This window comes from Isoptericola sp. NPDC057653, from assembly GCF_042799955.1.
Taxonomy (GTDB): domain Bacteria; phylum Actinomycetota; class Actinomycetes; order Actinomycetales; family Cellulomonadaceae; genus Isoptericola.
This window is the reverse complement of the sequence record NZ_JBHVHP010000001.1, coordinates 548668-572484: the sequence shown is the minus strand read 5'-3', so window position 1 is coordinate 572484 and position 23817 is coordinate 548668. Positions and strand designations below refer to the sequence as shown.

Here is a 23817-nt window from a genome sequence, read left to right as displayed (position 1 = left end):
CATGACCATCAGCATGACCACGCTCGAGACCGAGACCGGGGGCGCGCCGTCCGTCGGCGTCGCGCCCCCGGCGCGCCGGCAGGGGGTCTGGCACCACCTGCTCCGCTCCCGCGGCGCGGTGCTCGCCCTGTCCTACATCGCGCTCGTCGCGCTGCTGGCCGTCGCCGCGCCGCTCGTCGTCAAGCTCTCCGGCTGGGGGCCGTACGAGTTCGACCAGTCGGCCATCGACCCGAACCTCGGCGGCCTGCCGATCGGGCCCCTGGGCGGGATCAGCGCCGAGCACTGGTTCGGCGTCGAGCCCGGCACCGGGCGCGACCTGTTCGCGCGCATCGTCTACGGCGCGCGCACCTCCATGCTCATCGCGCTCGCGGCGACCACCCTCACCACCCTGCTGGGCGTCCTCTTCGGCCTCCTCGCCGGGTACCACGGCGGCAAGGTCGACCAGGTCGTCTCGCGCGTCATGGACTTCCTCATGGCGTTCCCGGCGCTGATCTTCATGATCGCGATCCTCTCGGCGCTGCCGGCGAGCAACCGGGCGCCGCTGCTGGTGCTGGTCATCTCGGTCTTTGGCTGGCCGTACCTCGCCCGCGTCGTGCGCGGGCAGACGATGACGCTCGCGCAGCGCGAGTTCGTCGAGGCGGCCCGCGCGTCCGGGGCGTCGGGGTGGCGGATCGTGCTCCTCGAGATCCTGCCGAACCTGCGCTCCACGATCATCGTCATGACCACCCTCGCCGTGCCGGGGTACATCGGCACGGAGGCGGGGCTGAGCTTCCTCGGCGTCGGCGTGGTCCCGCCGACCCCCTCCTGGGGCCAGATGATCGCGCAGTCGATGAGCTGGTACGCCGTCGACCCCATGTACTTCGCGATCCCCGGGACCTTCCTGTTCCTGCTCGTGCTGTCCTTCACGGTCCTCGGCGACCGGCTCAAGGACGTGGTCGACGCGGGGGAGAGGCGCTGATGGCCCGCTTTCTCGTGACGAGGCTCGCCGGCATGGTCGGCGTCCTGTTCCTCGTCGTCCTGTTCACCTACGCGATCTTCTTCGCCCTCTCCCCCGACCCCGCCGTGCAGATCTGCGGCAAGAACTGCACGCCCGAGCTGATCGACCAGATCCGCACCAACCTGGGTCTCGACCGGCCGTTCTACGAGCAGTTCCTCGGGTTCCTGTCGGGGCTGTTCGTCGGCACCACCTACGGCACCGGCGCCAACGCGATCGACTGCGCGGCGCCGTGCCTCGGCTACTCCTTCCAGACCGGCCAGCCCGTGCTCGCGATGTTCGAGCAGCGGATCGGCGTCTCCGCGACGCTCGCCGTCGGCGCGGCCGTGCTGTGGCTGCTCATGGGCGTCGGCGGCGGGCTGCTCGCCGCGATCAAGAAGGGCACCTGGTTCGACCGCGCCGCCACCGGCGCCGCGCTCGGGGGCGTCTCGATCCCCAACTACGTGCTGGCCCTGGTGCTGCAGTACGTGCTGGTGGTCCGGCTCGGGTGGCTGCCCTTCCCGCAGGCGGTGCCGTTCGGCACCGACCCCGGCCAGTGGTTCCTCAACTTCGTCATGCCGTGGCTCGTGCTCGCGTTCACCTACGCGTCGATGTACCAGCGGCTCACCCGGGCGAACGTGCTGGACACCCTCGACGAGAACTTCGTCCGCACGGCGCGGGCCAAGGGCCTCGCCCCGCGGCTCGTGTGGCGGCGGCACGCCCTCCGCCCCGCCCTGACGCCGGTCGTGACGCTGTTCGGCATGGACTTCGCCGGGCTGCTGGGCGGCGCGATCATCATCGAGACCGTGTTCGGTCTCAACGGCGTCGGCAAGATGGCGTCCGACTCCATCACCAAGAACGACCAGCCGGTCATCATGGGCGTCACGCTCGTCGCGGCGTTCCTCGTGATCGTCGGGAACGTGGTCGTGGACATCGTCTACACGACCATCGACCCGCGGGTCCGGATCGGAGCGAGGGCATGAGCGCGCTGCTCGAGGTCGAGGACCTCACCGTCACCTTCCGCACCGCGCAGGGCCCGGTGGACGTCGTCGACGGGCTCTCCTTCACCCTGGAGCGGGGCGCGTCGCTGGGGATCGTCGGCGAGTCGGGCTCCGGCAAGTCGATGACGTCCCTGGCCGTCATGGGGCTGCTGCCCCCGACGGCGAGCCTGCGGGGCCGCGTGGCCCTGGAGGGCGCCGACCTGACCTCGCTGTCCGAGTCGAAGGTGCGGCACCTGCGCGGCGACCGCATGTCGATGATCTTCCAGGACCCGCTGTCCTCGCTGAACCCCTACTACTCGGTGGGGCAGCAGATCGAGGAGGCCTACCGGGCCCACCGTGCGGGCGTGACCCGGCGGCAGGCCCGGAAGGTCGCGGTCGAGGCCATGGAGCGCGTGCACATCGCGGACGCCGCCCGCCGCGTGGACCACTACCCGCACCAGTTCTCCGGCGGCATGCGCCAACGCGTGATGATCGCGATGGCGCTGTCCACCGAGCCGGACCTGCTCATCGCCGACGAGCCCACCACCGCGCTCGACGTCACCGTGCAGGCCCAGATCCTCGACCTCCTGCAGGAGGTGCGGCGCGAGACCGGGACGGCCCTGATCCTCATCTCGCACGACCTCGCGGTGGTCAGCGAGATCGCCGAGGACGTGGTCGTGATGCGGCACGGGGTGAGCGTCGAGCAGGCGTCCGCCGAGCGGCTGTTCTCCGACCCGCAGCACCCGTACACCCGCGCGCTGCTCGACGCCGTCCCCCGGATCGACGACGAGATCGGCGAGCTGCGCAGCATCGACGTGGTGGGAGGGAACGCATGAGCACCATCAGCACCGGGACCGAGGCCCCCGCCGCCCCGGCCGCCCGCACCGGGCAGGCCCTGCTGACCGTCACCGACGTGGTCAAGGAGTTCGCCGTGCCCGGCACGGGCGGCCTGCTGGCCCGGGCGGACACGTTCCGCGCGGTCGACGGCGTGAGCCTCGAGGTGGGCGACCGCGAGACGCTCGCGCTCGTGGGCGAGTCCGGGTCGGGCAAGTCGACGACGGCGCGGATCGTCGCGCGGCTCATGGACGCGACGTCGGGCGAGATCATGTTCGACGGCGAGCCCGTCACCCAGGTGCGCGGCGAGCGGCTGCGCCGGTTCCGCAACGACGTGCAGGTGGTGTTCCAGGACCCGTACTCGTCGCTGAACCCGCGGCACACGGTGGAGCGGATCGTCACCGCGCCGCTCGTCTACCAGGGGCACGACGTGCCCGGTGGCACCAGGGCGTTCACGCAGCAGCTCATGGAGCGCGTGGGCCTGGACCCCGACCACCACCGCCGCTACCCGTCCCAGTTCTCCGGCGGCCAGGCGCAGCGCATCGGCATCGCCCGGGCCCTCGCGGTCTCGCCTCGGCTGGTGGTGTGCGACGAGGCGGTCTCCGCCCTCGACGTGTCCGTGCAGGCGCAGATCATCAACCTGCTGCGGCGGCTGCAGCGCGAGGAGGGGTTCAGCTACCTCTTCATCGCGCACGACCTCGCGGTGGTGCGGCAGATCGCCGACCGCGTCGCCGTCATGTCGAAGGGCCGGATCGTCGAGCAGGGCGCGCGCGACGCCGTCTTCGACGACCCGCAGCACGAGTACACCCGGACCCTGCTCGCCGCCGTGCCGCGGATCCGGCCCGAGTGGGAGCGGGCGCGCCGCGAGGCGGCCCGGGCCCGGCCCGCCGCCCCCGAGGAGGAGACCACCGCGTGACGACCTACCACCTGCCCGGCCTGCACGTCACCGAGCACGGCACCACCGTCCCCCTCGACTGGTCGCGGCCCGACGGCGAGCAGATCCGCGTCTTCTGGCGCGAGGTGGTCGACCCCGACCGCCGGGGCGACGACCTGCCCCTCCTGGTCTACCTGCAGGGCGGGCCGGGCGGCGCGTCCCCGCGCCCCCTGGACCGCGGCGGATGGATCGACGAGGCCCTGAAGACGTACCGCGTCGTGCTGCCCGACCAGCGGGGCACCGGCCGCAGCACCCCGCTGGACGGCGAGGAGGTCGCCGCGCGCGGCGACGCCGAGGCGGGCGCGGACTACCTGGCCTGCTTCCGCGCGGACTCGATCGTGGCCGACCTCGAGCACGTGCGCCGCACGCACTACGACGGCCGCCGCTGGGCGAGCCTGGGCCAGTCGTTCGGCGGCTGGATCACCCTCGCGTACCTGTCGACGGCGCCCGAGGGGCTCACCGCCTGCTACGTCACCGGCGGCATCCCGGGGACGCCGGCGAGCGCCGACGAGGTGTACCGGCGCACGTTCGCCCGCGCGGAGGCCAAGACCCGCCGCTACTACGACCTGTACCCGCAGGACGTCGAGGCCGTCGCCGCGATCGCCGACCGGCTCGCCGCCGGCGACGTGCGCCTGCCCGACGGCGACGCCCTCACCGTGCACCGGTTCCAGTCCCTGGGGATCGACCTGGGGATGAAGCCCGGGTCCGAGCGCCTGCACTGGCTGGTCGACGACGCGTTCGTACGCCCCGGCCGGCTGTCGCACGGGTTCCTCGAGCAGGTGCTGGTGCGCTCGTCGTCGGCGTCGAACCCGCTGTTCTGGACCCTGCAGGAGTCCATCTACGGCGACGGGGCGAACGGCCCGACCGCCTGGGCGGCGCAGCGGGCCCGCGACGAGCGGCCGCAGTTCGGCCCGGACGAGCGGCCGCTGCTGCTCACGGGCGAGATGGCCTTCCCGTGGATGTTCGACGAGGTGCGGCTGCTGCGGCCGTTCGCCCCGGCCGTGCACGCGCTCGCCGCCCGCGCGGGGTGGAGCCCGCTGTACGACCTCGAGCGGCTCGCCGCGAACGACGTGCCCCTGGCCGCGGCCGTCTACTTCGACGACATGTACGTGGACTCGGGCCTGCAGCTCGACACCCTGTCCAGGCTGGGCGGCTCGCACGCCTGGGTGACCAACGAGTACGAGCACGACGGTCTCGGCGACCCCCGGGTGTTGCGGCGCCTGCGGGAGCTCGTCCGGGACGCGGGAGGAGAACGACGATGACGCACCACGACCAGGGCCACCGTCCGCCCCACGCGGGCAACCGGACCCCACGCCTCACGGAGGTGCCCGCCTTCAACGCGATGATCGCCGAGGGCTGGGGCACCGACGTCGTGCCCGCCCGGGTGCCCGACGGCGCGGCCGAGGCGGCCGCCGCCCACCGCGCGCGGCTCGCGGAACGGCTCGGCGGGCGCACCGTCGTCGTCGGGGCCGGGCGCGCGCCCGTGCGCAGCAACGACACCTCGTACGACTTCCGCGCCGACAGCGACTTCGTGTGGCTGACGGGGTGCCAGATCGAGGACGCCGTCGTCGTGCTGCACGGCACCGACGCCGTGCTCTTCGCGCCGCCCCCCGCCAGGCCGGGCGACCCGGCGTTCTACTCCGACGCCCTGCACGGCGAGCTGTGGGTGGGCGCCTCCCCCGGTCTCGGCGAGTGGGAGCGCGCGCTGGGCGTCCCCGTGCGGCCCCTGGCCGACCTGGACGAGGCCCTCGCGCACGGGTCCGGCTGGTGGGCCGGGCGCGGGGTGCCGGCGGACGTCGTGACACGGCACGGCCTGGAGCGGTCCGCCGAGCTCGCCCGGGTCTGCTCCGACCTGCGCATGGTCAAGGACGCCTGGGAGGTGGCGCAGCTGCGCGCCGCCGTCGACCACACCGTGACCGGCTTCGAGGCGGTGGCGCGCGAGATCCCGGCGGCGGTGCGCTCGGGCGGCGAGCGCTGGCTGCAGGGCACGTTCGACCGCCACGCCCGGACCACGGGCAACGGCCCCGGCTACGCGACCATCATCGGCAGCGGGCCGCACGCCCCCACGCTGCACTGGGTGCGCTGCGACGGCCCCGTGCTGCCCGACGCGCCCCTGCTGCTCGACATGGGGGTCGAGACCGACACCCTGTACACCGCCGACGTCACGCGCACCGTGCCGCCGTCCGGCCGGTTCAGCGCCGAGCAGCGCGCCGTGCACGACCTGGTGGAGAAGAGCCACCGGGCCGGGATGGCGCACGTGCGGCCGGGCGTGAACTACCTCGACTTCCACTACGCGGCGATGGAGGTGCTCGCCGAGGGCCTGCACGACTGGGGCCTGCTGCCCGTCTCCGTCGACGAGGCGCTGTCGCCGCAGGGCCAGCACCACCGCCGCTGGCTCGTGTGCGGCATCGGGCACCACCTGGGCCTCGACGTGCACGACTGCGCGCACAGCGACTGGAAGGACTACATGGGCGCCGACCTCGAGCCGGGCGTCGTCATGACCGTCGAGCCGGGGCTGTACTTCCACGCCCACGACCTCACCGTGCCGCCGGAGCTGCGCGGCGTCGGCGTGCGGCTGGAGGACGACCTGCTCGTCACGGACGACGGGCACGAGGTGCTCTCCGACGCCCTGCCCATCGACGCGGCCGGCGTCGAGGCCTGGACGACGGACCTGCTGGCCCCGTCCGTCTGAAGGCGTCCCTGCCCCGGCGCCGGCCGGGGCAGGGACGAGCAACACCCGCGTCACCAACGTCAGGCAGGACCTCCGCAGACGAAGGGAAGACTGGTGTGAAGAACGGACGAGAACGGGGCGCTCGAGCCGCCCTGACCGCGACGCTCACGGCGTCGGCGACGCTCGCGGCGCTGCTCGCAGGGACGGGCGGGCCGGCCGCCGCGGACGAGGACGCGGCGGCCGTCCCCGTCGCCGCCGACGGCACGGTGGCGACGGACCCTGGGTTCGACGGCCCCCAGGTCACCGAGGTCCGCGTCATCAACGAGGGCAAGTTCCTCGAGATCTCCTGGGACCGCTACGTGGACGAGACCGCGGCGGTCAGCGTCGACAACCTCACCCTGACCAGCGGCGGCACCAGGGTCGCCCTCACTCCGAAGCCCGCCACCGGACCGACGGACACGATCTTCTTCGACAAGGACAACCGGCAGATCGCGGCGTCGGACGCCGACAGCATGGCGCGGCTCCCCGACGACCTGCACCTCGCGAGCGTGGCGTACACCGGCGCCCTCGACCCCGACCAGCCGCTCACCCTCACGATCGACGGCTCGAGCATCGAGGACGCCGAGGGCCGCCCCGCCCAGGACGTGACCTACACCGGCGTCCCCCGGCTCGACTACTACACGCAGTCGGTGACCACGGGGGCGGGGATCACGGTCAAGGCGGACCCGCGGGTCGACCCGGCCACGCTGGACCTCGCCGCCGCCCAGGTGGACGTCCAGCTCGGCAAGACGGACAACGGGATCGCGGACCGGATGGCCGACTTCGGCTGCTCCCTGGCGGTGTACGCGGCGCGCGAGAACGCGTACCTCGTCCCCGAGCACCGCGGCGGGTACGACCCCGAGATGTACGACGTCGAGGGTTACGGCGGCAGCGAGTGGAACGGCTGCGTCTCGTCGATCTCCGAGCGCAACGTGCTGCGCACGCGCGACGACGAGAACGCGTTCCTCAACACGGGCTACCGGAACGAGAACATCCTGGTCCACGAGTTCGGCCACGCCGTGCGCCTGGTCGGGATCGAGACGCTCGCGGACGAGAGCCTCTCCGACGAGCTGTACGCGGCGTACGAGAACTCCTGGGCGACCGGTCGGTGGCCGAACACCTACGCGATCGGCAACATCGACGAGTACTTCGCGACGCTCTCGGCGATCTGGTTCGACGTCATGGCGGAGAAGCCGGACTGGACCGACGGCGTACGCAGCCCCATCAACACCCGGGCCGAGCTGAAGGAGTACGACCCGCAGGCCTACGCGCTGTTCGCCAAGGTCTACCCCGCCGACCTCACGCTCCCCGCCCCGTGGGACGAGCCGGCGCCCGACGTCTACCACGGCGACTACACCCAGGTTCCCCCGGCCCCGGAGCGGGAGACGGCGCAGGACGTCGACTTCGCCACGGACGCGTTCCGGATCGTGACCACCGGCGTCGGCACCGAGTACCAGGTGGACCGGTACGCCGGCGACCCCGACCACCCCGAGCGCGACGTCGTCGTCTGGTCGCGGTGGGGCGACGGCGTCGGGTCGCTCGCCCCGGCGGGCGGCGGCGCGTACACGATCGCGGCGTCCGACGGCTCCGGCGCCCTCGCCGCGGTCTCGGACACCGAGGTCCGGTACGCCGGCGTCGAGGCGGACGCGGACGACCCGCGACAGCGGTGGAGGTTCGTCCCGGACACCTCGACCGCGGAGGAGTACGACGGGCGGCTCGTGAACGCGGCGAGCGGTGGCGCCCTCGACGTCGACGGCCGTACCACCTCGGGCGTATCCCTCACCCTCACCGACCCGGCCGACGCCACCCGGTGGCTGCTCGAGGACACCACCCGCACGGCCGTGCAGGGCACCGGGGCATACCTGCTGCCCGACGTCACGGCGCCCGAGGTGACCTTCGCGTGGGCCCACCCGAACCGGAAGTCCCTGACGCTCGGCGCCACCGACGACGCGTCGGGCGTCGCGCTGCTGGAGTACCGGGTGAACGGCGCCGCCTGGACGCGCTACGAGGACGTGGTCGGGATCCGGCCCCACGACCGGGTCGAGGCCCGGGCGACGGACCGGGCGGGCAACGTCTCGGAGGTCCTCACGGTGCGCCGGTCATGACCTGACCGACCCCGCAGGACGACGAACAGGCGGTTGGCACCGGTATGGAGCGAGAGATCGGTCCATACCGGTGCCAACCGCCTGTTCGGCAGTGCGGCGCGGCGGGGTCAGCCGCGCTCGTGCGCGCCGATCATCGGCAGGCCGAAGGCCAGCGAGACGGCGAGGATGCCGCCGACGACGAAGTAGGGGTCCAGGGTCGGGTTCCCGCCGGAGACGCCGGAGCCGAACAGCACGAGGCCGCCCAGGAAGAGCACGAACGCGCCGATGAAGCGCCCGAGGACGGCACCGGTGGGCTCGGACTTGACGCGCGGGTTGACCTGGAAGTCGCTCATGGTCCGAGGATATGCCGCCCGCCGCGGGCGGGGCCAACGACCGCGGCGGGCGACTCCCCGGACGTCACCGCACGCGCACCGTGAGCTCCTTGCTGCGCGTCTCGCCCGCGGCGTTGGTGAGCACCGCGACGTACCGGTGCGCGCCGGCGGCGCGGGCGGTGAGGACGGTCGTGGCCGACTGCGCGTCTCCCCCGGTCCCCGGCACGAGCTCCTGCCGGTCCACCTCGACGCCGTCCTCGTACAGGACGTACCCGGTGGCCTGCGTGCCCCACCACTTGTGCATGGTGACGGCGTAGTCGCCGTCCCCGTCGCCGTTGTCGTGCGACAGCGTGGGCGTGCCCGGGTTCGCGTCCGTGACCCGCACCGTGTGGCTGCCGGCGCAGGGGGTGGTGCCCGCGGCGTTGACCAGCTCGCACGTGTACTCGTACGCGCCGTTCCTCTTGCCGGTGACGGGGACGGCGACCCGCTGGGCGCCGGTGCCGCCGTGCGTCAGCTTCTCCGTGTGGATCAGCGCTCCGTCCTCGTAGAGCCGCATGCTGGTGGCGTTCTCGCCCCACCAGAGGTCGACGAGGACGTCGTAGTCGCCGTCGCGCAGGCCCGTGTCCCAGCCGTTGTCGTCGCTGATCCGCGCCTGGCCGGGCGCCCCCGCGGGCACCAGCACCTCGCGCGTCCCGACGACACCGTTCACCTCGACCTCGACGGTCGCGCGGCCGGGGGCGACGGCGGTCGCCTCGTGGGTGACCGGGTCGAGGGCGAGGACGGTGCCGCGGGGGGCGTCGTCGGCCGACCCGACGAACACCCGGTCACCGCCCCAGCGCGAGGAGACCGGCCACGCGACCGGCACCTCGCGGGTGCCGTCCTGCGTGAGCAGGGCACTGACCTGGCCGGACGTGCCCACGGCGAGCTCCTCGGGCCCGCTCACCGCGACGCTCGCGGCGCGGGCGTTGACCTCCCAGGAGAACCAGCCGCCGTCGCCGGTGCCCCGCGCGGCCGGGTCGATCCCCACCATCGACCAGCCGGTGAAGCCGCCGTCGGCCGGCGTGCTCGCCGGGCTCTTGCCGGAGTTGCCGTTGACGACGTAGGGGATGCCGTCCTCGGTGCCCGCGTGGAAGACGCCCACGTGCGACCCGACGGACGCGACCTGCTTGCCCGACGTCTCGCGGAAGTCCTCGAACCACGCGCGCAGCGTCCGGGCCTCCACCCGGTCCTGGAGCTGGCTGGCCTTGGTGGGCAGCGGGTCGTCCAGCGGGTGGTGGAAGAGGGTCACGACGCCGGTGACGGCGTCGTCCGACGCCGCGTCGTCGAGCGCGTCCCGCAGGGCACGCAGCTGGGCGAAGTCGCTGCCGAGCCGCCCGCTGGACGAGTCCAGCATCACGAGGCGCGTGGTGCCGCCGTCGGGGTCGCGCGGGTCGGGCACGTCGACGACGTGCGTGCGCTCGCCGAACTCGTCCTCGAAGTTCGCGATCGAGCCGCCCATGACCTCGTGGTTGCCCGGCAGGTAGTACCAGGGGAAGTCGGCGTCGGCGAGACCCTCGTCGAGCACCTCGCGGGCCAGGTCGAAGTCGGCGGGCGACGCCTCGTCCACCAGGTCGCCGTTGATGACCAGCAGGTCCGGGTCCTCGGCGACGATCTCGGCCAGCGCCTGCTTCGCCCCCTGCACGGCGCCGGAACCCGGGTCGCGGGCGACGAACTGCGCGTCGGACAGGACGGCCACGCGCAGCGGCGCGTCGTCCGTGGCGCCCTCCGCCACGACCACGGGGTCCTCGACGCGCTCGGCCTGCGGCGCGTCGACGTCCGGCGGCACCTGCGCTCGCACGTCCGAGATCGTGAGCGCGCCCTTGTACTGGGAGGCCGCGCGCGTCTCCAGCACCCGCACGCGCTGCACCGTGAGGGGGTACGCGACGCCCTCCGGGACGGCGAACTCGACCTGTCGCCACCCCTTCCAGGACACGGTGGGGCCGTCGAGGTTGGTGACGACGCCGTCGCCCTGGCGCACCTGCAGGCGCAGCCAGGCGCCCTGCTCGTCGCCGTCGATCCACATCGTGACCTTGCGGGGCTGGCCCGCCACGACGATCCCGCCGTCGGGGGCCACGGCGTACTGGCCGCGCGTGGCGGTGGACTGCGTGAAGTCGTAGGTGAGCTTCAGGCCGGCCGCGCCGTCGTGCCCGGCGGCGGGGGCGACCGAGCCGCCGGCGGCCCGGTCGTTCGCGGAGGTCCAGCGGGCGGCGTCCGCCAGGTCGGCGACGACGACGTCCTCCAGCGAGACCGCCACGGCGACCTCGACCTCCTCGTCCCCGACGGCGAGCGTGAAGCTCGCGGCGCCCGAGGGGCGCAGCGCACGGACGGTGAACGACCCGTCGGCCGCGGGCTCCAGCGCGGCCACGCCGTCGCCGCCCGTGACCTCCACGTCGCGCGCCTCCACCGGCGCGGAGTACCCGTCGGCGTCGTGCCCGACGATGGTGAGCGACGCCGTCGCGTCGTCGTCGGGGAGCGTCACCACGGGCTCGGGGACCGTGAGCCGCACCGGCTCGCCGAGCACCGTGAGGTCCGCGGAGCCCGTCGCCACGCCGTCGGACGCCGGGGCCGCCGCGCGGACGGTCGTCGTGCCGGCCGCGACGCCGGTGACGACGCCCGCGCCGTCCTCGCCGCGCGCGACCGTCGCCGCGGCGGCGGCGCTCGTCGTCCAGGAGTCCGGGCGGGTGTCGACGGCCGCCCGGGTCTCGTCGAAGCCGGCCGCCGTCAGGGTGCGGTGCAGGCCGGGGAAGACGCGCAGCGCGTCGGTCGCCGGGGCGTCCCCGGTGGGGACGGCCGCGCGGACGTCGAACCCGTGCACCTCGCCCGAGCCCTCGGGGGTGAACAGGCCGAGGCCGTTGGCGTCGAGCCGCTCGGTGCCGTCGGACGGGCTGTTGAGCACGCTGGTGCCGGCGTCGCCGGGCAGCCGCGCGACCATCGTCGTGGAGCCGCCGCCGTCGAGGTTGATCGCGTCGTCGGCGCCGAGCTGGCCGAGGAACCGGCCGAGCTCCGGCAGCGACGCGCCGATGCTCTGCGCCTGCCGCCCGTCGACGACGACGAGGTAGGCCGTGCCGCCGTCCGCGCTGATCCCGACGGCCGTGCGCGGGTGCCGCAGCGTCGCGAAGTCGCTGGTGGACGACGTGACCTCGCCGTCCTCGAGCAGCCAGTCGTCCGGGTCGCCGCCGATGGCGGTGCGGATCTCGCCGAGGTCCTCGCGCAGCCCGTAGGCGAGGGACACCTCGGCGCCGGGCGCGAGCGCCTTGAGCGCGTCGGCCGCGGCGCCCGGGCGGGCGACGACGGCCCGCACGTCGGCGGGCAGGCGGCCCGCACCCGGCGTCCCGACGGAGACGACGGTCCCCGTGGTCGCACCGTCCGCGGTACGGACCTGCACCTCGACGCCCTGCTCCCCCGCGCCCAGCGGGCGCGTGCGCGCCACGTCGCCCCAGGCGGCGTCGAAGACGGCGACGCCGCCGGCCGGGACGCCGGTGACGTTGAGCCCGGCGACGGGCAGCTCGCGCGCGCCGGCGCCCGAGCCGAAGGAGACGGTGCCCTCCAGGAAGAGCTCCGCGAGCCGCGCGACGCCGGACGTGTCGACCGTCAGGGCCTTCTCGCGCCCGGGGGTCGCCGACTTCAGCAGGGTGCCGTCGTCCACCGCGGCGCCGAGGGCCGCGCCGGAGTTGTTGATGTCGAAGAAGTCGCCGTTGACCGCCGCGACGGCACCGCGGTCGGCGGCCATCTCGCTCACGGTGGCGTTGCCGGCGACGGCGTCCGGGCCGAGGTAGCCGAGCCGCGGTCCGTCGTCCTGCCCGAGGTGGGCGACCAGCACCTCGCCGCTCAGCCAGCCCGCGGCGGACACCCGCGCGAACTCGGTGAGCTCGAGGCCGGGGGCGATCAGCCGCTCCGTGCGCTCGGTGACGATGGCCGCGCCGCCGTCGTCGAGCGGCACGTCCACGACGTCGTCGCGCAGCGCCGTGGCCACGGCGGGCGCGAGGTCGGCGGTCGCGACCGGCAGGTCGGGGTCGGGCGTCGCGGCCGCGGCGGCGCCGGCGGGGACCGCCATCGCCAGGCCGAGCAGGACGCCGATCCCTGCCGGGACGGTCGCTGGGCGTCGGGCAGGGGGCAGAGCTCGGCTCATCGGATCCTCCGCTGGTCGGGCCGGGACGTGCGCCGTCGCAGCGTCCCGCGTCCAGGTTGCCATCAACTTTCATGATGTCAACAGGCAGGGAAACTTTTCATCAGCCGAGCGGCGGCCGGGCGAAGACCGGCGGGCGCTTCTCGAGGAAGGCCTCGATCCCCTCGCGCGCGTCCGGCGTCTCGAACAGCTCACCGAGGGCCGTCTGGTCGTCGGTGAGTGCCGCCTCGAGGTCCTGCTCCCGGCCGAGGTCGATCCGTCGCTTCGCGACACGCACCGCCTCGGCCGGCAGCTCCGCGAGCGTCGTGGCCAGCTCGAGCGCCGCGCCCGACAGCTGGTCCGGTTCGACCACCCGCGCGACGACGCCGCGGGCACGCGCCTCCTCCGGGTAGACGGTGCGCCCGGTCATGACCAGCTCCTTGGTCCACCGGGTGCCGAACTCGCGGGCCAGCCGTGGCGGCCCTCCCCCGCCGGGGACCAGTCCCAGCCGGACCTCCGGCAGCCCGAACCGGGCGTTGGACGAGCACAGGATGACGTCGCAGCAGAGCGCGATCTCGAAACCCCCGCCGAAGGCATAGCCGTTCACCGCGGCGACGGTCGGTTGCGGCAGCGCGCTCAGGGCGTCGAAGACGAGGCGCGAACGGTGCTGATACGCCTCGAACTCGGCCCGGCCCGACGTCGCGTACTCGCCGATGTCGGCACCGGCCACGAAGCCCTTGCCGGTCCCCGTGAGGACGACGGCGCGCACGTCCTCCGCGTCCTGCAGCGCGGCGACCTCGCGCCCGAGAGCCGCGACGAGCGAACCGGAGAAGGCACCGAGCTTCTCCTCCCGGTCGATCCGCAGGACGCGGACCGCGCCGTCGTCGTGGACCACGAGGTGCGGGTGGACACGTCGCTGGTCAGCCATGGGTCGGGGTCCTCTCGCCGGTGGTGGTCGCGGTCGTCGTGAGTCGTGCGACCTCGTCGTCGGTGAGCACCTCGCGCAGCACCTCTGCCGTGTGCTCACCCACGCGGGGCGGGGGCAGGCGCAGCTGCCAGGGGGTCTCGCTGAGAGTGACGGGACAGCCGATCAGCGAGATGGGCGTGCCGTCGGGGCCGTCGGTGGTGACGAGGAGGTCGGAGCCCTGCTCCTGGAGCTCGGCGACGGCCTCCTGGGTCGTCCGCACCCGCGCCGCCCAGAGCCCGGCGGCCCCGAGCTCCCGGACCCAGTGGGCGGCCGGCTCTCGGCGCAGGTGTCCCTCGAGCAGGCGCTTGACCTCGTCGCGCTCGGCCCAGGGGTCGAGGTCCGCGAGGGACGGGTCGCCCACGACGGCGGCGACCACGTCCAGCGGAGCCATGGCCAGCGCGACCCAGCCGTCCCGCGCCTCGTAGACGCCGAACGGCGCGGAGAGCCATGCCTGCCCGATGCCCTCCTCGGACCGCTCGTAGGCCTCGTCCTGGTTGAGGAACGCCGAGATCTCCTGGCACTGCATCGCGATCGCGGTGGAGTAGAGGTCCACCTCGACGCGCTGTCCGACGCCGTGCCGCTCGCGCGCCACGAGGGCGGCGAGGACGCCGTTGGCCAGCGTGAGGGCCGTGGCGTGGTCGACGATCGCCGTCCCTGCCGGCGTCGGCGGGTCGCCACGGCGACCGGTGGCGGCCGCGAGCCCCGACATGGCCTGGATGAGGAGGTCCTGGCCGGGTCTGCCCTCTCGGGCGAACGGCGTGTTCTGCCCCCACCCGGAGCCCGAGCAGTAGACGATGTCGGGCCGCACCGCCCGGACATCGTCGTAGCCGAGCCCCAGCCGGTCCAGCACGCCCGGGCGGAAGTTCTCCACGACGACGTCGCAGGTCTCCGCGAGCCGCAGCAGGGCCGCCCGCGCAGCGGGGTCCTTGAGATCGAGCGCGACCGACCGCTTGTTGCGGTTCATCGCGAGGAAGGCCGCCGACTCACCGGCGACCAGGTCGCCCATCATCTCCAGCCCGCGTTCCCACTCCCCCGCGGGGCGTTCCACCTTGATGACGTCCGCGCCGAGGTCCGCGAGCATCTGCGTGCCGTACGGGCCGAGCATCATCTGCGTGAAGTCGAGGACGCGGATCCCCTCGAGTGCCTGGGTCATGAGTCGTTCTCCTCGGATACCGGCTCGGGCTCGACCGAGGCGCGCAGGGCCCGCCGGTCGACCTTGCCGTGGTGGTTGCGCGGCAGCGTGGCGCGCACATGGATCTGACGCGGTTTCTTGTACGAGGCGATGGCCGCCGTGCACGCGTCGCGCAGCGCCGCCGCCAGGACCTCGGGGTCCCGCAGCGGTCCGTCCTGATCGACGACGACGAACGCGTGGACGGCCTCGCCCCACCGGGGGTCCGGTACTCCGGCGACGGCGACGTCGGCCACCCCCGTGACCCGCTCGAGCACCCGCTCGACCTCGCGCGGGTGGACGGTGAACCCGCCGGACGCGATGGCGTCGGCGCCGCGCCCGGCCAGCCGGAGATAGCCGTCGTCGTCGATGCTGGCGCGGTCCCCGGTCGCGAACCACCCGTCGCGGAGCACCTCGGCGTCGAGGTCCGGCCGGCCCCAGTAGCCGGGCATGACGGCCGGGCCGCGCACGGCGAGCTCACCGTCGTCGACCCGGTGCCGGACACCGTCGACGAAGCGGCCGGCCGACGCGAGCCGTCCGCGCGCCCAGGCGACGTCCGGGCCGCCGGCGACGAGCGCCTCCGCCGCGGCGTCGTGCTCCTCGGGGGTGAGCACCGTGAGCGGCGCGAGCGCCTCGGCGAGGCCGTAGAACTGGGTGAGCGTCCCGGGAAAGCGGCGGGAGGCGCGGACCAGCGTGTCCGTGCCCACGGCCGAGCCGCCGTACGGGAGGCTGCGCAGGCTCCCGCCCGCGGTCGGCCGCCGTACCGCCGCGTCGACCAGCCGTGCCAGCAGCACGGGCACGAGCGGCACCACCGTGCCGTCGTGCGCCTGCACGAGGTCGAGGACGGCATCGGCGTCGAACCGCGGCGCGACCACGGTGCGGGCACCCTGCGTCAGGCAGTCGAGGGCCACCGACCCGGCGAAGTGCGCCATCGGCGCGGCGAGGACCACCGTGTCGGCCTCTGTGAGCCGCGGCAGCAGGGCGAGGGACGCCCGGGTACGGGCCGCCCACGCCCCCTGGGTCACCACCGCCGCCTTCGGGTCACCGGTCGTGCCCGACGTGTACATGAGCATGGCGACGTCGTCGTCGTGCAGGCGGCCCGGGGCCGTCGGCTCGTCGGACGCCGACGAGCCGTCGGGCGGCTGGTCGGGGTCCAGCCCCAGCACGACGGCGGCCGACCCGACCTCGCGCAGCGCGGCCCGGAGCTGGGCGACCTCCCCGGTGTCACCGCACACGACGGCCGCCCGCGAGTCGGCGGCGATGGCCGCGACCTCGCGCACGTGGAGCCGTGCCGACACGGCCACCCGGACGAGGCCGTGGCCGAGCAGCGCCTGGTCGACGAGCCGAGCCGTGACGCCGTTCCCGAGGTGCACGACGACCCGGTCCCCGGGCCCGGCCCCGCGCTCCGCGAGGACCGCCCGGATCCCGGCGGCGACCCGCGCGGTCTCGGCGAACGACAGCCAGCGGCCGTCGTGCCACAGCGCGGGGGCGTCCGCGTGCCGCTCGTACGTCGCCCGGAGGACGGCGGGGAGCGTCCCGGCGAGGCGTGGGCTAGCCGACACGAGCGCCCGCCCAGAGCTCGTCGAGGTGCGCGACGACCTGCGCGTCCCTCGCACCCCCGCGGATCAGGTCGTGCAGCGCCGTCGCCGCGGCGCGCTGGAACCGCGGGTAGCCCGGGCCCCGCGGGCGCAGGAAGGACCGCTCCATGGTCGCGAGCGTGCCGCCGAAGAAGCCGCCCGCGCGCCGGTCGGTCCCGGGGTCGTGCCAGGCCCGGGCGGCGGCGGGCTGGCCGCCGGCGGCGGCGTAGCTTCCCGCCTGGACGTCGGGCGACGTCGCGAGGAGGACGAAGTCCGCAGCTTCCTGCAGGTTCGTCGAGCGTGCCGACACGGCGAGCCCCACCCCGCCGGTGAGGGAGCCCGTGGGCGTCCCCGGCGCGCCGGACGGCGCGTCCCCGAACGCGACGCGCGCGGCACCCGGCCGCTCCAGCGCATACGTGACGTAGCCGAAGACGAGGGGCGAGTACACGGCCGCACCCGCTCCGGCGAGCTCGTCGAGCACCTGGATCGGGCTGGCGCCGAACGAGCGCTCGGGCACCAGCGCCAGGACGTCCCGGAGCAGGTCGAGGGCGCCGAGCGCGGTGTCCTCGTCCAGTCCGCCGTCGCCCCACCACGCCGGCCGGTCGCCGGCCCGACCGCCCTGGTGCACGGCCTCGCACATCGAGAGGAAGGTCCCCCACAGGTGCGTGGGGTTCGCGGCGAGCAGGGTGCGCTCCGGCCCGAGCGACGCCAGGTGCAGGACCGCGTCCTGCCAGGTGCGGGGCAGGACGCCCGCACCTCCCGTGGTCCTGGCGGCGCTCACCATGCACGCCGCGTCGACCGGGAGGGCCATCAGCCGCCCCTCCCAGAGATAGCTCCGGAGGCTCGGCCCGACGTAGTCGCGGTCGCGCCGGTCCAGCTCGCCGGCCGCGACAAGCTCCGACAGCGGCGCGAGGGCGCCGTTGCGCGCGGCGTCCCCGACGAAGGGGTGGTCGATGGCCAGGACGTCGAAGTCCTCCGCCAGCTCGTCGAGCGGGACGTCCTCGAACTCCTCGAGCGGGCGTGCGGTCCACGCCACCGTCGTGCCCGTACGGGCTTCGTGCTCGTCGGTGGCCCGGAGAATGGGGTCGACGGCTCGTGGGTGGTCCCAGATCAGCCCGCGCAGGGTGGTGGTCGGCATGCCGGGGTACTCCTTCGGTCAGGGGTGCATGGGGCCGGTCAGACCGCGGTCTGGAGCACCGGGCGCCGGGCGACGTTCCGTTGGTGGACACCGACCGCGACGAGTCCGGCGATCGCGACGACCTGCAGGACGATCAGGTAGTAGGCGGGGGCCAGCAGCGACCCTGTCGACGACACGAGCGCCACGACGATGTAGGGGGCCACGCCGCCGAACGCCGCGTTCGCGACGGCGTAGACGATGCCGAGGAACGAGGTCCGCACCTTGTCAGGGGCGAGCTCCGACAGCAGCGCCGGGGTGGGCCCGGCCACCAGTCCGAGGGCGGCGGCGAAGAGGAGCACCGCGGCGCCGATCGCCGCGGGCGTGCCCACCACGAGCAGCTGGTAGCAGGGGATCGCGAGGACCGCGAGCAGGACCGCGCCCACGAGCATGACCTTCCAGCGGGCGAAGCGGTCGGACAGCCAGCCGCCGAGCACGACGAAGCCCGCGTACGCGGTGAGCCCGACGAGCGAGGCCGTCAGGCCCTGGTGGAGCGGACGCTCCAGGACCCCCTCGAAGAAGGTGGGCAGGAACTGGAGGGTCACGTAGCCGCCGGCGGTCCAGGACACGATCGCGGCGGTGCCCGCCACGATCATGCGCCAGCTGGAGCGGAAGACCTCCTTGATCGGGGCCTCCTCCAGCGAGTCCGTCGCCTGGAGCTCGACGAACGCCGGGGACTCGTCGATGCGGCGGCGGATGTACCACCCCACGACACCCAGGGGCAGCGAGAGGAGGAAGGGGATGCGCCACCCGAAGCTGTACAGGAACTCCTCGCTCATCGCCGAGGTCAGCGCGGCACCGAGCCCCGCGGAGACGGCGAGGGCGGCGACGATGCTCGCGGGCTGCGCCGAGCCCATCAGGCCGCGGCGACCGTCCTTGGCGGTCTCGAACAGGAGCGACGCGGCACCGCCGAACTCACCGCCCGCCGAGAATCCCTGGACCAGTCGCAGGACGGTGAGGGCGGCGGGCGCGAAGGCACCGATCTGCGCGTACGACGGCAGGACCCCGATCAGGGTGGTCGCCCCCGCCATCAGGAGGATGACCACGGAGAGGACCCAGCGCCGTCCGTGACGGTCCCCGAGGTGGCCGAACACCAGGGCGCCGACGGGCCGGAGGACGAATGCCGCCGCGAAGATCGCCAGCGTGGCGAGCAGGCCGACGACCCCTTCGCTCTCGGGGAAGAAGACCTTCGCGAGGACGGCCGAGAAGTACCCGTAGATCGCGAAGTCGTACCACTCCACGAAGTTTCCGGCGGCTGCCGCCGCGACGATCCGGGGCCTGCTGAGGGTTGTTGTCGACATGTGGCGTCTTCCTTGACGTGTCGGGGGGACGGGCTCGTACGGACGCCGTCCGGCGTGGGCGAGAGCGACGGTAACACGTGTTAACGATGTCGCCAAGGGACCCTCGGCATCGGTTCGGGAGTCGTCGGCGCTCGGCCGGTCAGCGCGCCGCGGGCGTCACGGCAGGCCGCGGGGGCGAGGTGGAGCCGCGCACGACGAGGCTCGGCGCCGGCTCGGTGACCTTCACATGGCGCTCCACCGCCTGACCGTCCAGCAGGCGCATCGCGGTCTCGACCGCGGCCGCACCCATCTCGCGCAGCCCCAGCCGCACGACCGTCAGCGCCGGCTCGAGGTAGGCGGCGAACCGCATGTCGTGGAACCCGACGATCGAGAGCTCCTCCGGCACCTGGATCCCCAGCCCCTTCGCCCCGAGCAGCACGCCCACCGCGGCCTGGACGCTGTGCACGACGACGGCCGACGGCAGCGGGCCTCGAGCCACCAGCTCACGCAGCGCCTCCCGGCCGGTCTCCGGCTCGTGCCCGCCGTCGAGGACCCAACGCTCGTCCAGCTCGAGGCCGTGCTCGCGAAGGCCGGCGACGTGCCCGTCGATGCGGTCCGAGCCGCGGCGTGTCGCCCCGTCGAGGTGCAGGAGCCCGATGTCGCGGTGCCCCAGCCCCGCCAGGTGCTCCACGGCGAGCGCGCCGGCGGCGTACTCGTCCGCGCTGACGCTCTGGTAGTCGGCAGACCGTTCGTTGACCAGCACGGTCGGGATGCGCGCCGCCGCGTCCCGGGCGATCGCGGCGTCGGAGTCGTCCCCTGCGGGCAGCAGCAGCAACGCGTCGATCGCGCCGCTCGCCACGAAACGGCGAAAGGCCGCCGCGTCACGGTGCAGCTCGGCCGCGTCGGCGAGCATGAGGACGGAGTGGTGGGCGCTCAGAGCCTCCTGCGCCCCCTTGATCACCTCGCCGTACACGGGATTGCTCAGATCGTGCACAGCCAGCCCGATCGCGCCCGCGCGGGACTCGCGGAGCGCCTTCGCCGCGTGGTGCGGGATGTACTCGAGCTCGGCCGCCGCGGCCAGCACGCGCTCACGCGTCTCGGGCCGCACCCGCAGCGATGTGTCGCCGTTGAGGATGCGCGACACCACGGCGTGTGTGACGCCCGCATGGCGCGCTACGTCCTTGATCGTCGGCACCCGTGGATCGTATCCGCCGACCGGTGACGTGGCCGGTGCCGCGGGGGTTCGCCCGATCCCACCCGCCCGACGACTTCGGCCCGCAGCCGCGACGGCGCGACGACGACCTCGGCGCGCGACGGCGCCCGTTCTCCGCCACTGTGGGGAGCGATAGCCGCGAGACCGACCGTCACCGGAGTCAGCCATGGACCACCGTCGTTCCACCCGCTCGCCGGCCCGTACCCGGATCGGGGCCGCCCTCGGTGGCGCCGCGCTGGTCGCCACGACCGCCGTCGTCGGCAGCACGGCCGCCACGACGACCGCGAGCGCCGACCCGCGCGACGACGTGAAGGTGCCCACCGCCGTCGGGTACGGCGGTGCGATCAGCACGGTGGACCCGGAGGCGAGCCGGGTGGGGCTGGACGTGCTGCGCAAGGGCGGCAACGCGGTGGACGCGGCGGTGGCGGCGGCCGCGGCGCTCGGGGTCACGGAGCCGTACAGCGCGGGGATCGGCGGCGGCGGGTACCTCGTCTACTACGACGCCCGCAGCGGCGAGGTGCACACGATCGACGGCCGCGAGACCGCGCCGGGCGACATGCCGACGGACGCGTTCATCGACCCGGGGACGGGCCGGCCGTACCCGTTCACGCCGGACCTGGTGACGAGCGGCGTCTCCGTCGGCACGCCGGGCACGCCCGCCACGTGGGCGACGGCCTTGGACGAGTGGGGCACGTACTCGCTGAAGAAGGCGCTCAAGCCGGCGACGCAGCTGGCGCGGCGCGGGTTCGTCGTCGACCAGACGTTCCACGACCAGACGGCGTCGAACGCGGAGCGGTTCGCCGCGTTCCCCGACACGGCCGCGCTGTACCTGCCGGGCGGGGCGCCGCCCGCCGTCGGCAGCGTGTTCCGCAACCGCGACCTCGCGGACACGTACGACCTGCTCGCCAGGCACGGCACCGACGCCTTCTACCGTGGCCCGCTCGCGGCGGAGATGGCGGACGTCGTGCAGCACCCGCGCTCCGACCCGGCCACGGACCTCCCCGTGCCGCCCGGATACCTGGACGTCGCCGACCTGGCCGGCTACGAGGCCCTGCTGCAGGACCCGGCCGTCTCCGACTACCGCGACTTCGACGTGTACGGGATGGCGCCGTCGTCCAGCGGCGGCTCGACCGTGGGCGAGGCGCTGAACATCCTGGAGACGTTCGACCTGGCGGGCATGGACGACGCCGCCTACCTGCACCACTACCTCGAGGCGAGCGCCCTGGCGTTCGCCGACCGTGGCGCCTACGTGGGCGACCCGGCGTTCGTCGACGTCCCCCTCGACACGCTGCTCTCCGACGACTTCGCCGCCGAGCGCGCCTGCCTCCTCGACCCCGAGGTGGCCGCCGTGAAGCCGGTGGCCCCCGGCGACGTGAACGCCGACGACCCGGACTGCGGCGAGACCGTGGCGCCCGCGGACTCCGACACGGAGAACGTCTCCACCACCAACCTCACCGTCGTGGACCGCTGGGGCGACGTGGTCGAGTACACGCTGACGATCGAGCAGACGGGCGGGTCCGGGATGCTCGTGCCGGGCCGCGGCTTCCTGCTCAACAACGAGCTCACGGACTTCACCACCGTGTGGGCCCCCGACGACCCGAACCGCATCGAGCCGGGCAAGCGGCCGCGGTCGTCGATCGCGCCGACGATCGTGCTGCGCGACGGCGAGCCGGTGCTCGCGCTCGGCTCCCCCGGCGGCTCCACGATCATCACGACGGTGCTGCAGACGCTCACCAACCACCTCGACCGCGGCATGCCCATCGGGGACGCGCTCGCGGCACCGCGCGCGTCCCAGCGCAACACCGCGGCCGTGACGGCCGAGCCGGAGTTCATCGCCGCCTACGGCCCCGCGGTCGAGGCCTACGGGCACACCCTGGTGCCGTCGGGCGACCAGTTCACGTCCGCCGCCGAGATCGGCGCCGCCACCGCCATCCAGATCGGCGACGACGGGCTGCTCACCGCCGTCTCCGAGCCCCGCCGCCGCGGCGGCGGGGCGGCGATGGTGGTGCACCCCGCCGACAGGTGACCGGCCGAGCGGTGACCGGCCGAGCGGTGACCGGCCGAGCGGGGCCGGGCGGGCAGGTCACCGCACGTGCGGCGGCTGCTTGTCCTGCCCGGTGAGCGTGCGGCGGTCGAGCTGACGCAGCTCGTCCGTCTCGCCGGCGCCGTCTGCCTTGACGCGGCCCACGCCCTCCCGCTGCCGCCGCCGCATGAGCCGCGACGTGCTCCACGACAGCACGACGACGAGGGCGACCCACAGCACCTGCAGCACCATCTCGACGCCGTCGTGGAGCGGCACGGTGAACAGCAGCACGGTGATCACCACCAGCACGCCGAGGCCCACGGCCAGCAGGGTTCCGGGTCGCGTGGTGCGCATGGGCCCACGGTATCGGGCGGGCGGCGCCGGCTCAGCCCGGGTGGACGGGAGCCGAGAAGATGAGGCGGACCTCGGTGCTCGTGTACCCGGCGCGGGCGAACGCCGCCGCCATCGGGTGGTTGCCGAGGTCGGTCGTGGCGGTGACGCGCTCCGCGCCGTCCGCGGCGTGGAAGCGGGTGATGGCCGCGAGGATCTCCCCCACGTACCCGCGCCCGCGCAGCTCCGGGACGACGCCGAGGTAGCCGACGTTGCGGGCGTAGGGCGTGGCCGACGGGATCGCGAGGCCGGCGAGCGCGCCGTCCGGGGTGTGCGCGAGGCGCCACCACTCCCGCTTCCCGGGCCGGTCGAGGTAGAACTCCAGGCTCTCGCGGGCGGTGGCCTCCGGCCCGTGGGCCGCCTCGCTCTCCAGCGTGTGCGCGTCGAGGGTGCCCTCCGCGACGCGGCGCATCGCCGCGAGGAACGCCTCGTCGTCCGGCTCGGGCGAGAACACCAGCCGCTCCGGGGCCGCGGGGAGCGGCGCCTCGGGCGTCCACTCGAACTGCAGCCGCTCGACCTCCACGGTCAGGCCCGCGCGGCGGGCGGCCTCCTGACGCCAGGCGACGGCGGCGACGTGCGCCGGGTCCTCCCGCCACCCGCCGGGCAGCTTCATGAGGTTGTACAGGGGCGGGGCGTCCGCGCCGGCCTCGAGGAAGGCCGCGTGCCCCGCGTCGAGGAGCGCGGCCGCGAGCGACGCGCGGTCGACGGCGGGCACGTCGTCGGCCACGGCGAGGCAGTCCAGCGCGAGCGGGTGCGCGCTGTCGCCCTGCCCCCACCAGAGGGCGCGGGCCAGGACCCGGCCGTCCGGGCCCCAGGCGGCCCAGGTCCACTCCGGCCGGTACTGCCGCTGGGCGGCCTCCGCCCGGTAGGCGTCGGCCGGCAGCCGCCACACCGGCTCGGAGGAGGTCAGCCCCAGGACCTGGTCCAGCTCGGCACCGGTTCCGGGGACGGCGGACAGGCGGGGGAAGGCACTGCTCGGGGACATCGGGGCACCTTTCGGGCGCGGAGGCACTGATCGCCGACACGCTGCCCGC

General features: G+C 74.3%; 18 protein-coding genes. 8 read left to right on the top strand and 10 right to left on the bottom strand.

Annotation, left to right across the window (positions count from 1 at the left end; translation table 11 throughout):
• Position 1 precedes the first annotated feature (1 nt).
• From ACFU9A_RS02535 to ACFU9A_RS02505, 7 genes are all read left to right on the top strand, one after another.
• Positions 2–958 carry an ABC transporter permease gene (locus tag ACFU9A_RS02535; RefSeq protein ID WP_430573685.1) on the top strand — a complete coding sequence of 319 codons (957 nt, stop codon included), beginning with the start codon at positions 2–4 and terminating at the stop codon, positions 956–958.
• Entirely contained in the window at positions 958–1956 is a 999-nt protein-coding gene (locus ACFU9A_RS02530; RefSeq protein WP_430573684.1) for an ABC transporter permease, read from the top strand. The genes ACFU9A_RS02535 and ACFU9A_RS02530 overlap by 1 nt, the downstream gene beginning before the upstream one ends.
• Positions 1953–2789, top strand: a complete 837-nt coding sequence (locus ACFU9A_RS02525; RefSeq protein ID WP_430573683.1) for an ABC transporter ATP-binding protein — start codon at positions 1953–1955, stop codon at positions 2787–2789. The genes ACFU9A_RS02530 and ACFU9A_RS02525 overlap by 4 nt, the downstream gene beginning before the upstream one ends.
• Positions 2786–3703, top strand: a complete 918-nt coding sequence (locus ACFU9A_RS02520) for an ATP-binding cassette domain-containing protein (RefSeq protein ID WP_430573682.1) — start codon at positions 2786–2788, stop codon at positions 3701–3703. The genes ACFU9A_RS02525 and ACFU9A_RS02520 overlap by 4 nt, the downstream gene beginning before the upstream one ends.
• Positions 3700–4983, top strand: coding sequence for an alpha/beta hydrolase family protein (locus ACFU9A_RS02515; RefSeq protein WP_430573681.1), 1284 nt, complete (start codon positions 3700–3702; stop codon positions 4981–4983). The genes ACFU9A_RS02520 and ACFU9A_RS02515 overlap by 4 nt, the downstream gene beginning before the upstream one ends.
• Positions 4980–6413: an aminopeptidase P family protein gene (locus tag ACFU9A_RS02510; RefSeq protein WP_430573680.1), complete on the top strand. Its 1434-nt coding sequence runs from the start codon at positions 4980–4982 to the stop codon at positions 6411–6413. Before ACFU9A_RS02515 ends, ACFU9A_RS02510 begins: the two co-directional genes overlap by 4 nt.
• Before the next feature lie 95 nt (positions 6414–6508).
• Positions 6509–8536 (top strand): RICIN domain-containing protein, encoded by a 2028-nt coding sequence (locus ACFU9A_RS02505; RefSeq protein ID WP_430573679.1) that lies wholly within the window; start codon positions 6509–6511, stop codon positions 8534–8536.
• Positions 8537–8643: 107 nt separating this feature from the next.
• Here the strand turns inward: ACFU9A_RS02505 and ACFU9A_RS02500 are convergent, their stop codons facing one another.
• The 8 genes from ACFU9A_RS02500 to ACFU9A_RS02465 form a co-directional block, all read right to left on the bottom strand.
• Positions 8644–8868 carry a hypothetical protein gene (locus ACFU9A_RS02500; protein ID WP_430573678.1) on the bottom strand — a complete coding sequence of 75 codons (225 nt, stop codon included), beginning with the start codon at positions 8866–8868 and terminating at the stop codon, positions 8644–8646.
• A gap of 64 nt (positions 8869–8932) precedes the next feature.
• Positions 8933–13015, bottom strand: a complete 4083-nt coding sequence (locus ACFU9A_RS02495) for a phosphodiester glycosidase family protein (protein ID WP_430573677.1) — start codon at positions 13013–13015, stop codon at positions 8933–8935.
• A gap of 100 nt (positions 13016–13115) precedes the next feature.
• Positions 13116–13919 (bottom strand): enoyl-CoA hydratase/isomerase family protein, encoded by an 804-nt coding sequence (locus ACFU9A_RS02490; protein WP_430573676.1) that lies wholly within the window; start codon positions 13917–13919, stop codon positions 13116–13118.
• Complete coding sequence (locus ACFU9A_RS02485; RefSeq protein WP_430573675.1) at positions 13912–15111, bottom strand: CaiB/BaiF CoA transferase family protein; 1200 nt, start codon at positions 15109–15111, stop codon at positions 13912–13914. Before ACFU9A_RS02485 ends, ACFU9A_RS02490 begins: the two co-directional genes overlap by 8 nt.
• A complete protein-coding gene (locus ACFU9A_RS02480) occupies positions 15108–16688 on the bottom strand; it encodes a class I adenylate-forming enzyme family protein (RefSeq protein WP_430573674.1) in 1581 nt (526 codons plus the stop codon). The genes ACFU9A_RS02485 and ACFU9A_RS02480 overlap by 4 nt, the downstream gene beginning before the upstream one ends.
• The gene (locus ACFU9A_RS02475; RefSeq protein ID WP_430573673.1) at positions 16678–17841 is read right to left on the bottom strand and encodes an extracellular solute-binding protein; all 1164 of its coding nucleotides are present in this window, start codon (positions 17839–17841) and stop codon (positions 16678–16680) included. Before ACFU9A_RS02475 ends, ACFU9A_RS02480 begins: the two co-directional genes overlap by 11 nt.
• 38 nt (positions 17842–17879) lie before the next feature.
• The gene (locus tag ACFU9A_RS02470; RefSeq protein WP_430573672.1) at positions 17880–19178 is read right to left on the bottom strand and encodes an MFS transporter; all 1299 of its coding nucleotides are present in this window, start codon (positions 19176–19178) and stop codon (positions 17880–17882) included.
• A gap of 139 nt (positions 19179–19317) precedes the next feature.
• Positions 19318–20352 (bottom strand): LacI family DNA-binding transcriptional regulator, encoded by a 1035-nt coding sequence (locus ACFU9A_RS02465; protein ID WP_430573671.1) that lies wholly within the window; start codon positions 20350–20352, stop codon positions 19318–19320.
• Between the two features lie 184 nt (positions 20353–20536).
• Here ACFU9A_RS02465 and ggt point away from each other — a divergent pair, with 184 nt between their 5' ends.
• The gene (ggt, locus tag ACFU9A_RS02460) at positions 20537–22396 is read left to right on the top strand and encodes a gamma-glutamyltransferase (RefSeq protein ID WP_430573670.1); all 1860 of its coding nucleotides are present in this window, start codon (positions 20537–20539) and stop codon (positions 22394–22396) included.
• A 57-nt stretch (positions 22397–22453) separates the two neighbouring features.
• On the opposite strand, the gene ACFU9A_RS02455 is transcribed toward ggt, so the two are convergent.
• Together ACFU9A_RS02455 and ACFU9A_RS02450 are read right to left on the bottom strand one after the other, a co-directional pair.
• The gene (locus ACFU9A_RS02455) at positions 22454–22747 is read right to left on the bottom strand and encodes a hypothetical protein (RefSeq protein WP_430573669.1); all 294 of its coding nucleotides are present in this window, start codon (positions 22745–22747) and stop codon (positions 22454–22456) included.
• Positions 22748–22778: 31 nt separating this feature from the next.
• Positions 22779–23768, bottom strand: a complete 990-nt coding sequence (locus ACFU9A_RS02450) for a GNAT family N-acetyltransferase (RefSeq protein ID WP_430573668.1) — start codon at positions 23766–23768, stop codon at positions 22779–22781.
• Positions 23769–23817: the final 49 nt, after the last annotated feature.

What these genes read in the sequence shown, in the direction of transcription:
- ACFU9A_RS02535 (WP_430573685.1), top strand. Translation starts at nt 2, where the DNA reads ATGACCATCAGCATGACCACGCTCGAGACCGAGACCGGGGGCGCGCCG.
- ACFU9A_RS02530 (WP_430573684.1), top strand. Translation starts at nt 958, where the DNA reads ATGGCCCGCTTTCTCGTGACGAGGCTCGCCGGCATGGTCGGCGTCCTG.
- ACFU9A_RS02525 (WP_430573683.1), top strand. Translation starts at nt 1,953, where the DNA reads ATGAGCGCGCTGCTCGAGGTCGAGGACCTCACCGTCACCTTCCGCACC.
- ACFU9A_RS02520 (WP_430573682.1), top strand. Translation starts at nt 2,786, where the DNA reads ATGAGCACCATCAGCACCGGGACCGAGGCCCCCGCCGCCCCGGCCGCC.
- ACFU9A_RS02510 (WP_430573680.1), top strand. Translation starts at nt 4,980, where the DNA reads ATGACGCACCACGACCAGGGCCACCGTCCGCCCCACGCGGGCAACCGG.
- ACFU9A_RS02500 (WP_430573678.1), bottom strand. Translation starts at nt 8,868, where the DNA reads ATGAGCGACTTCCAGGTCAACCCGCGCGTCAAGTCCGAGCCCACCGGT.
- ACFU9A_RS02495 (WP_430573677.1), bottom strand. Translation starts at nt 13,015, where the DNA reads ATGAGCCGAGCTCTGCCCCCTGCCCGACGCCCAGCGACCGTCCCGGCA.
- ACFU9A_RS02490 (WP_430573676.1), bottom strand. Translation starts at nt 13,919, where the DNA reads ATGGCTGACCAGCGACGTGTCCACCCGCACCTCGTGGTCCACGACGAC.
- ACFU9A_RS02485 (WP_430573675.1), bottom strand. Translation starts at nt 15,111, where the DNA reads ATGACCCAGGCACTCGAGGGGATCCGCGTCCTCGACTTCACGCAGATG.
- ACFU9A_RS02475 (WP_430573673.1), bottom strand. Translation starts at nt 17,841, where the DNA reads ATGCCGACCACCACCCTGCGCGGGCTGATCTGGGACCACCCACGAGCC.
- ACFU9A_RS02470 (WP_430573672.1), bottom strand. Translation starts at nt 19,178, where the DNA reads ATGTCGACAACAACCCTCAGCAGGCCCCGGATCGTCGCGGCGGCAGCC.
- ggt (WP_430573670.1), top strand. Translation starts at nt 20,537, where the DNA reads ATGGACCACCGTCGTTCCACCCGCTCGCCGGCCCGTACCCGGATCGGG.
- ACFU9A_RS02455 (WP_430573669.1), bottom strand. Translation starts at nt 22,747, where the DNA reads ATGCGCACCACGCGACCCGGAACCCTGCTGGCCGTGGGCCTCGGCGTG.
- ACFU9A_RS02450 (WP_430573668.1), bottom strand. Translation starts at nt 23,768, where the DNA reads ATGTCCCCGAGCAGTGCCTTCCCCCGCCTGTCCGCCGTCCCCGGAACC.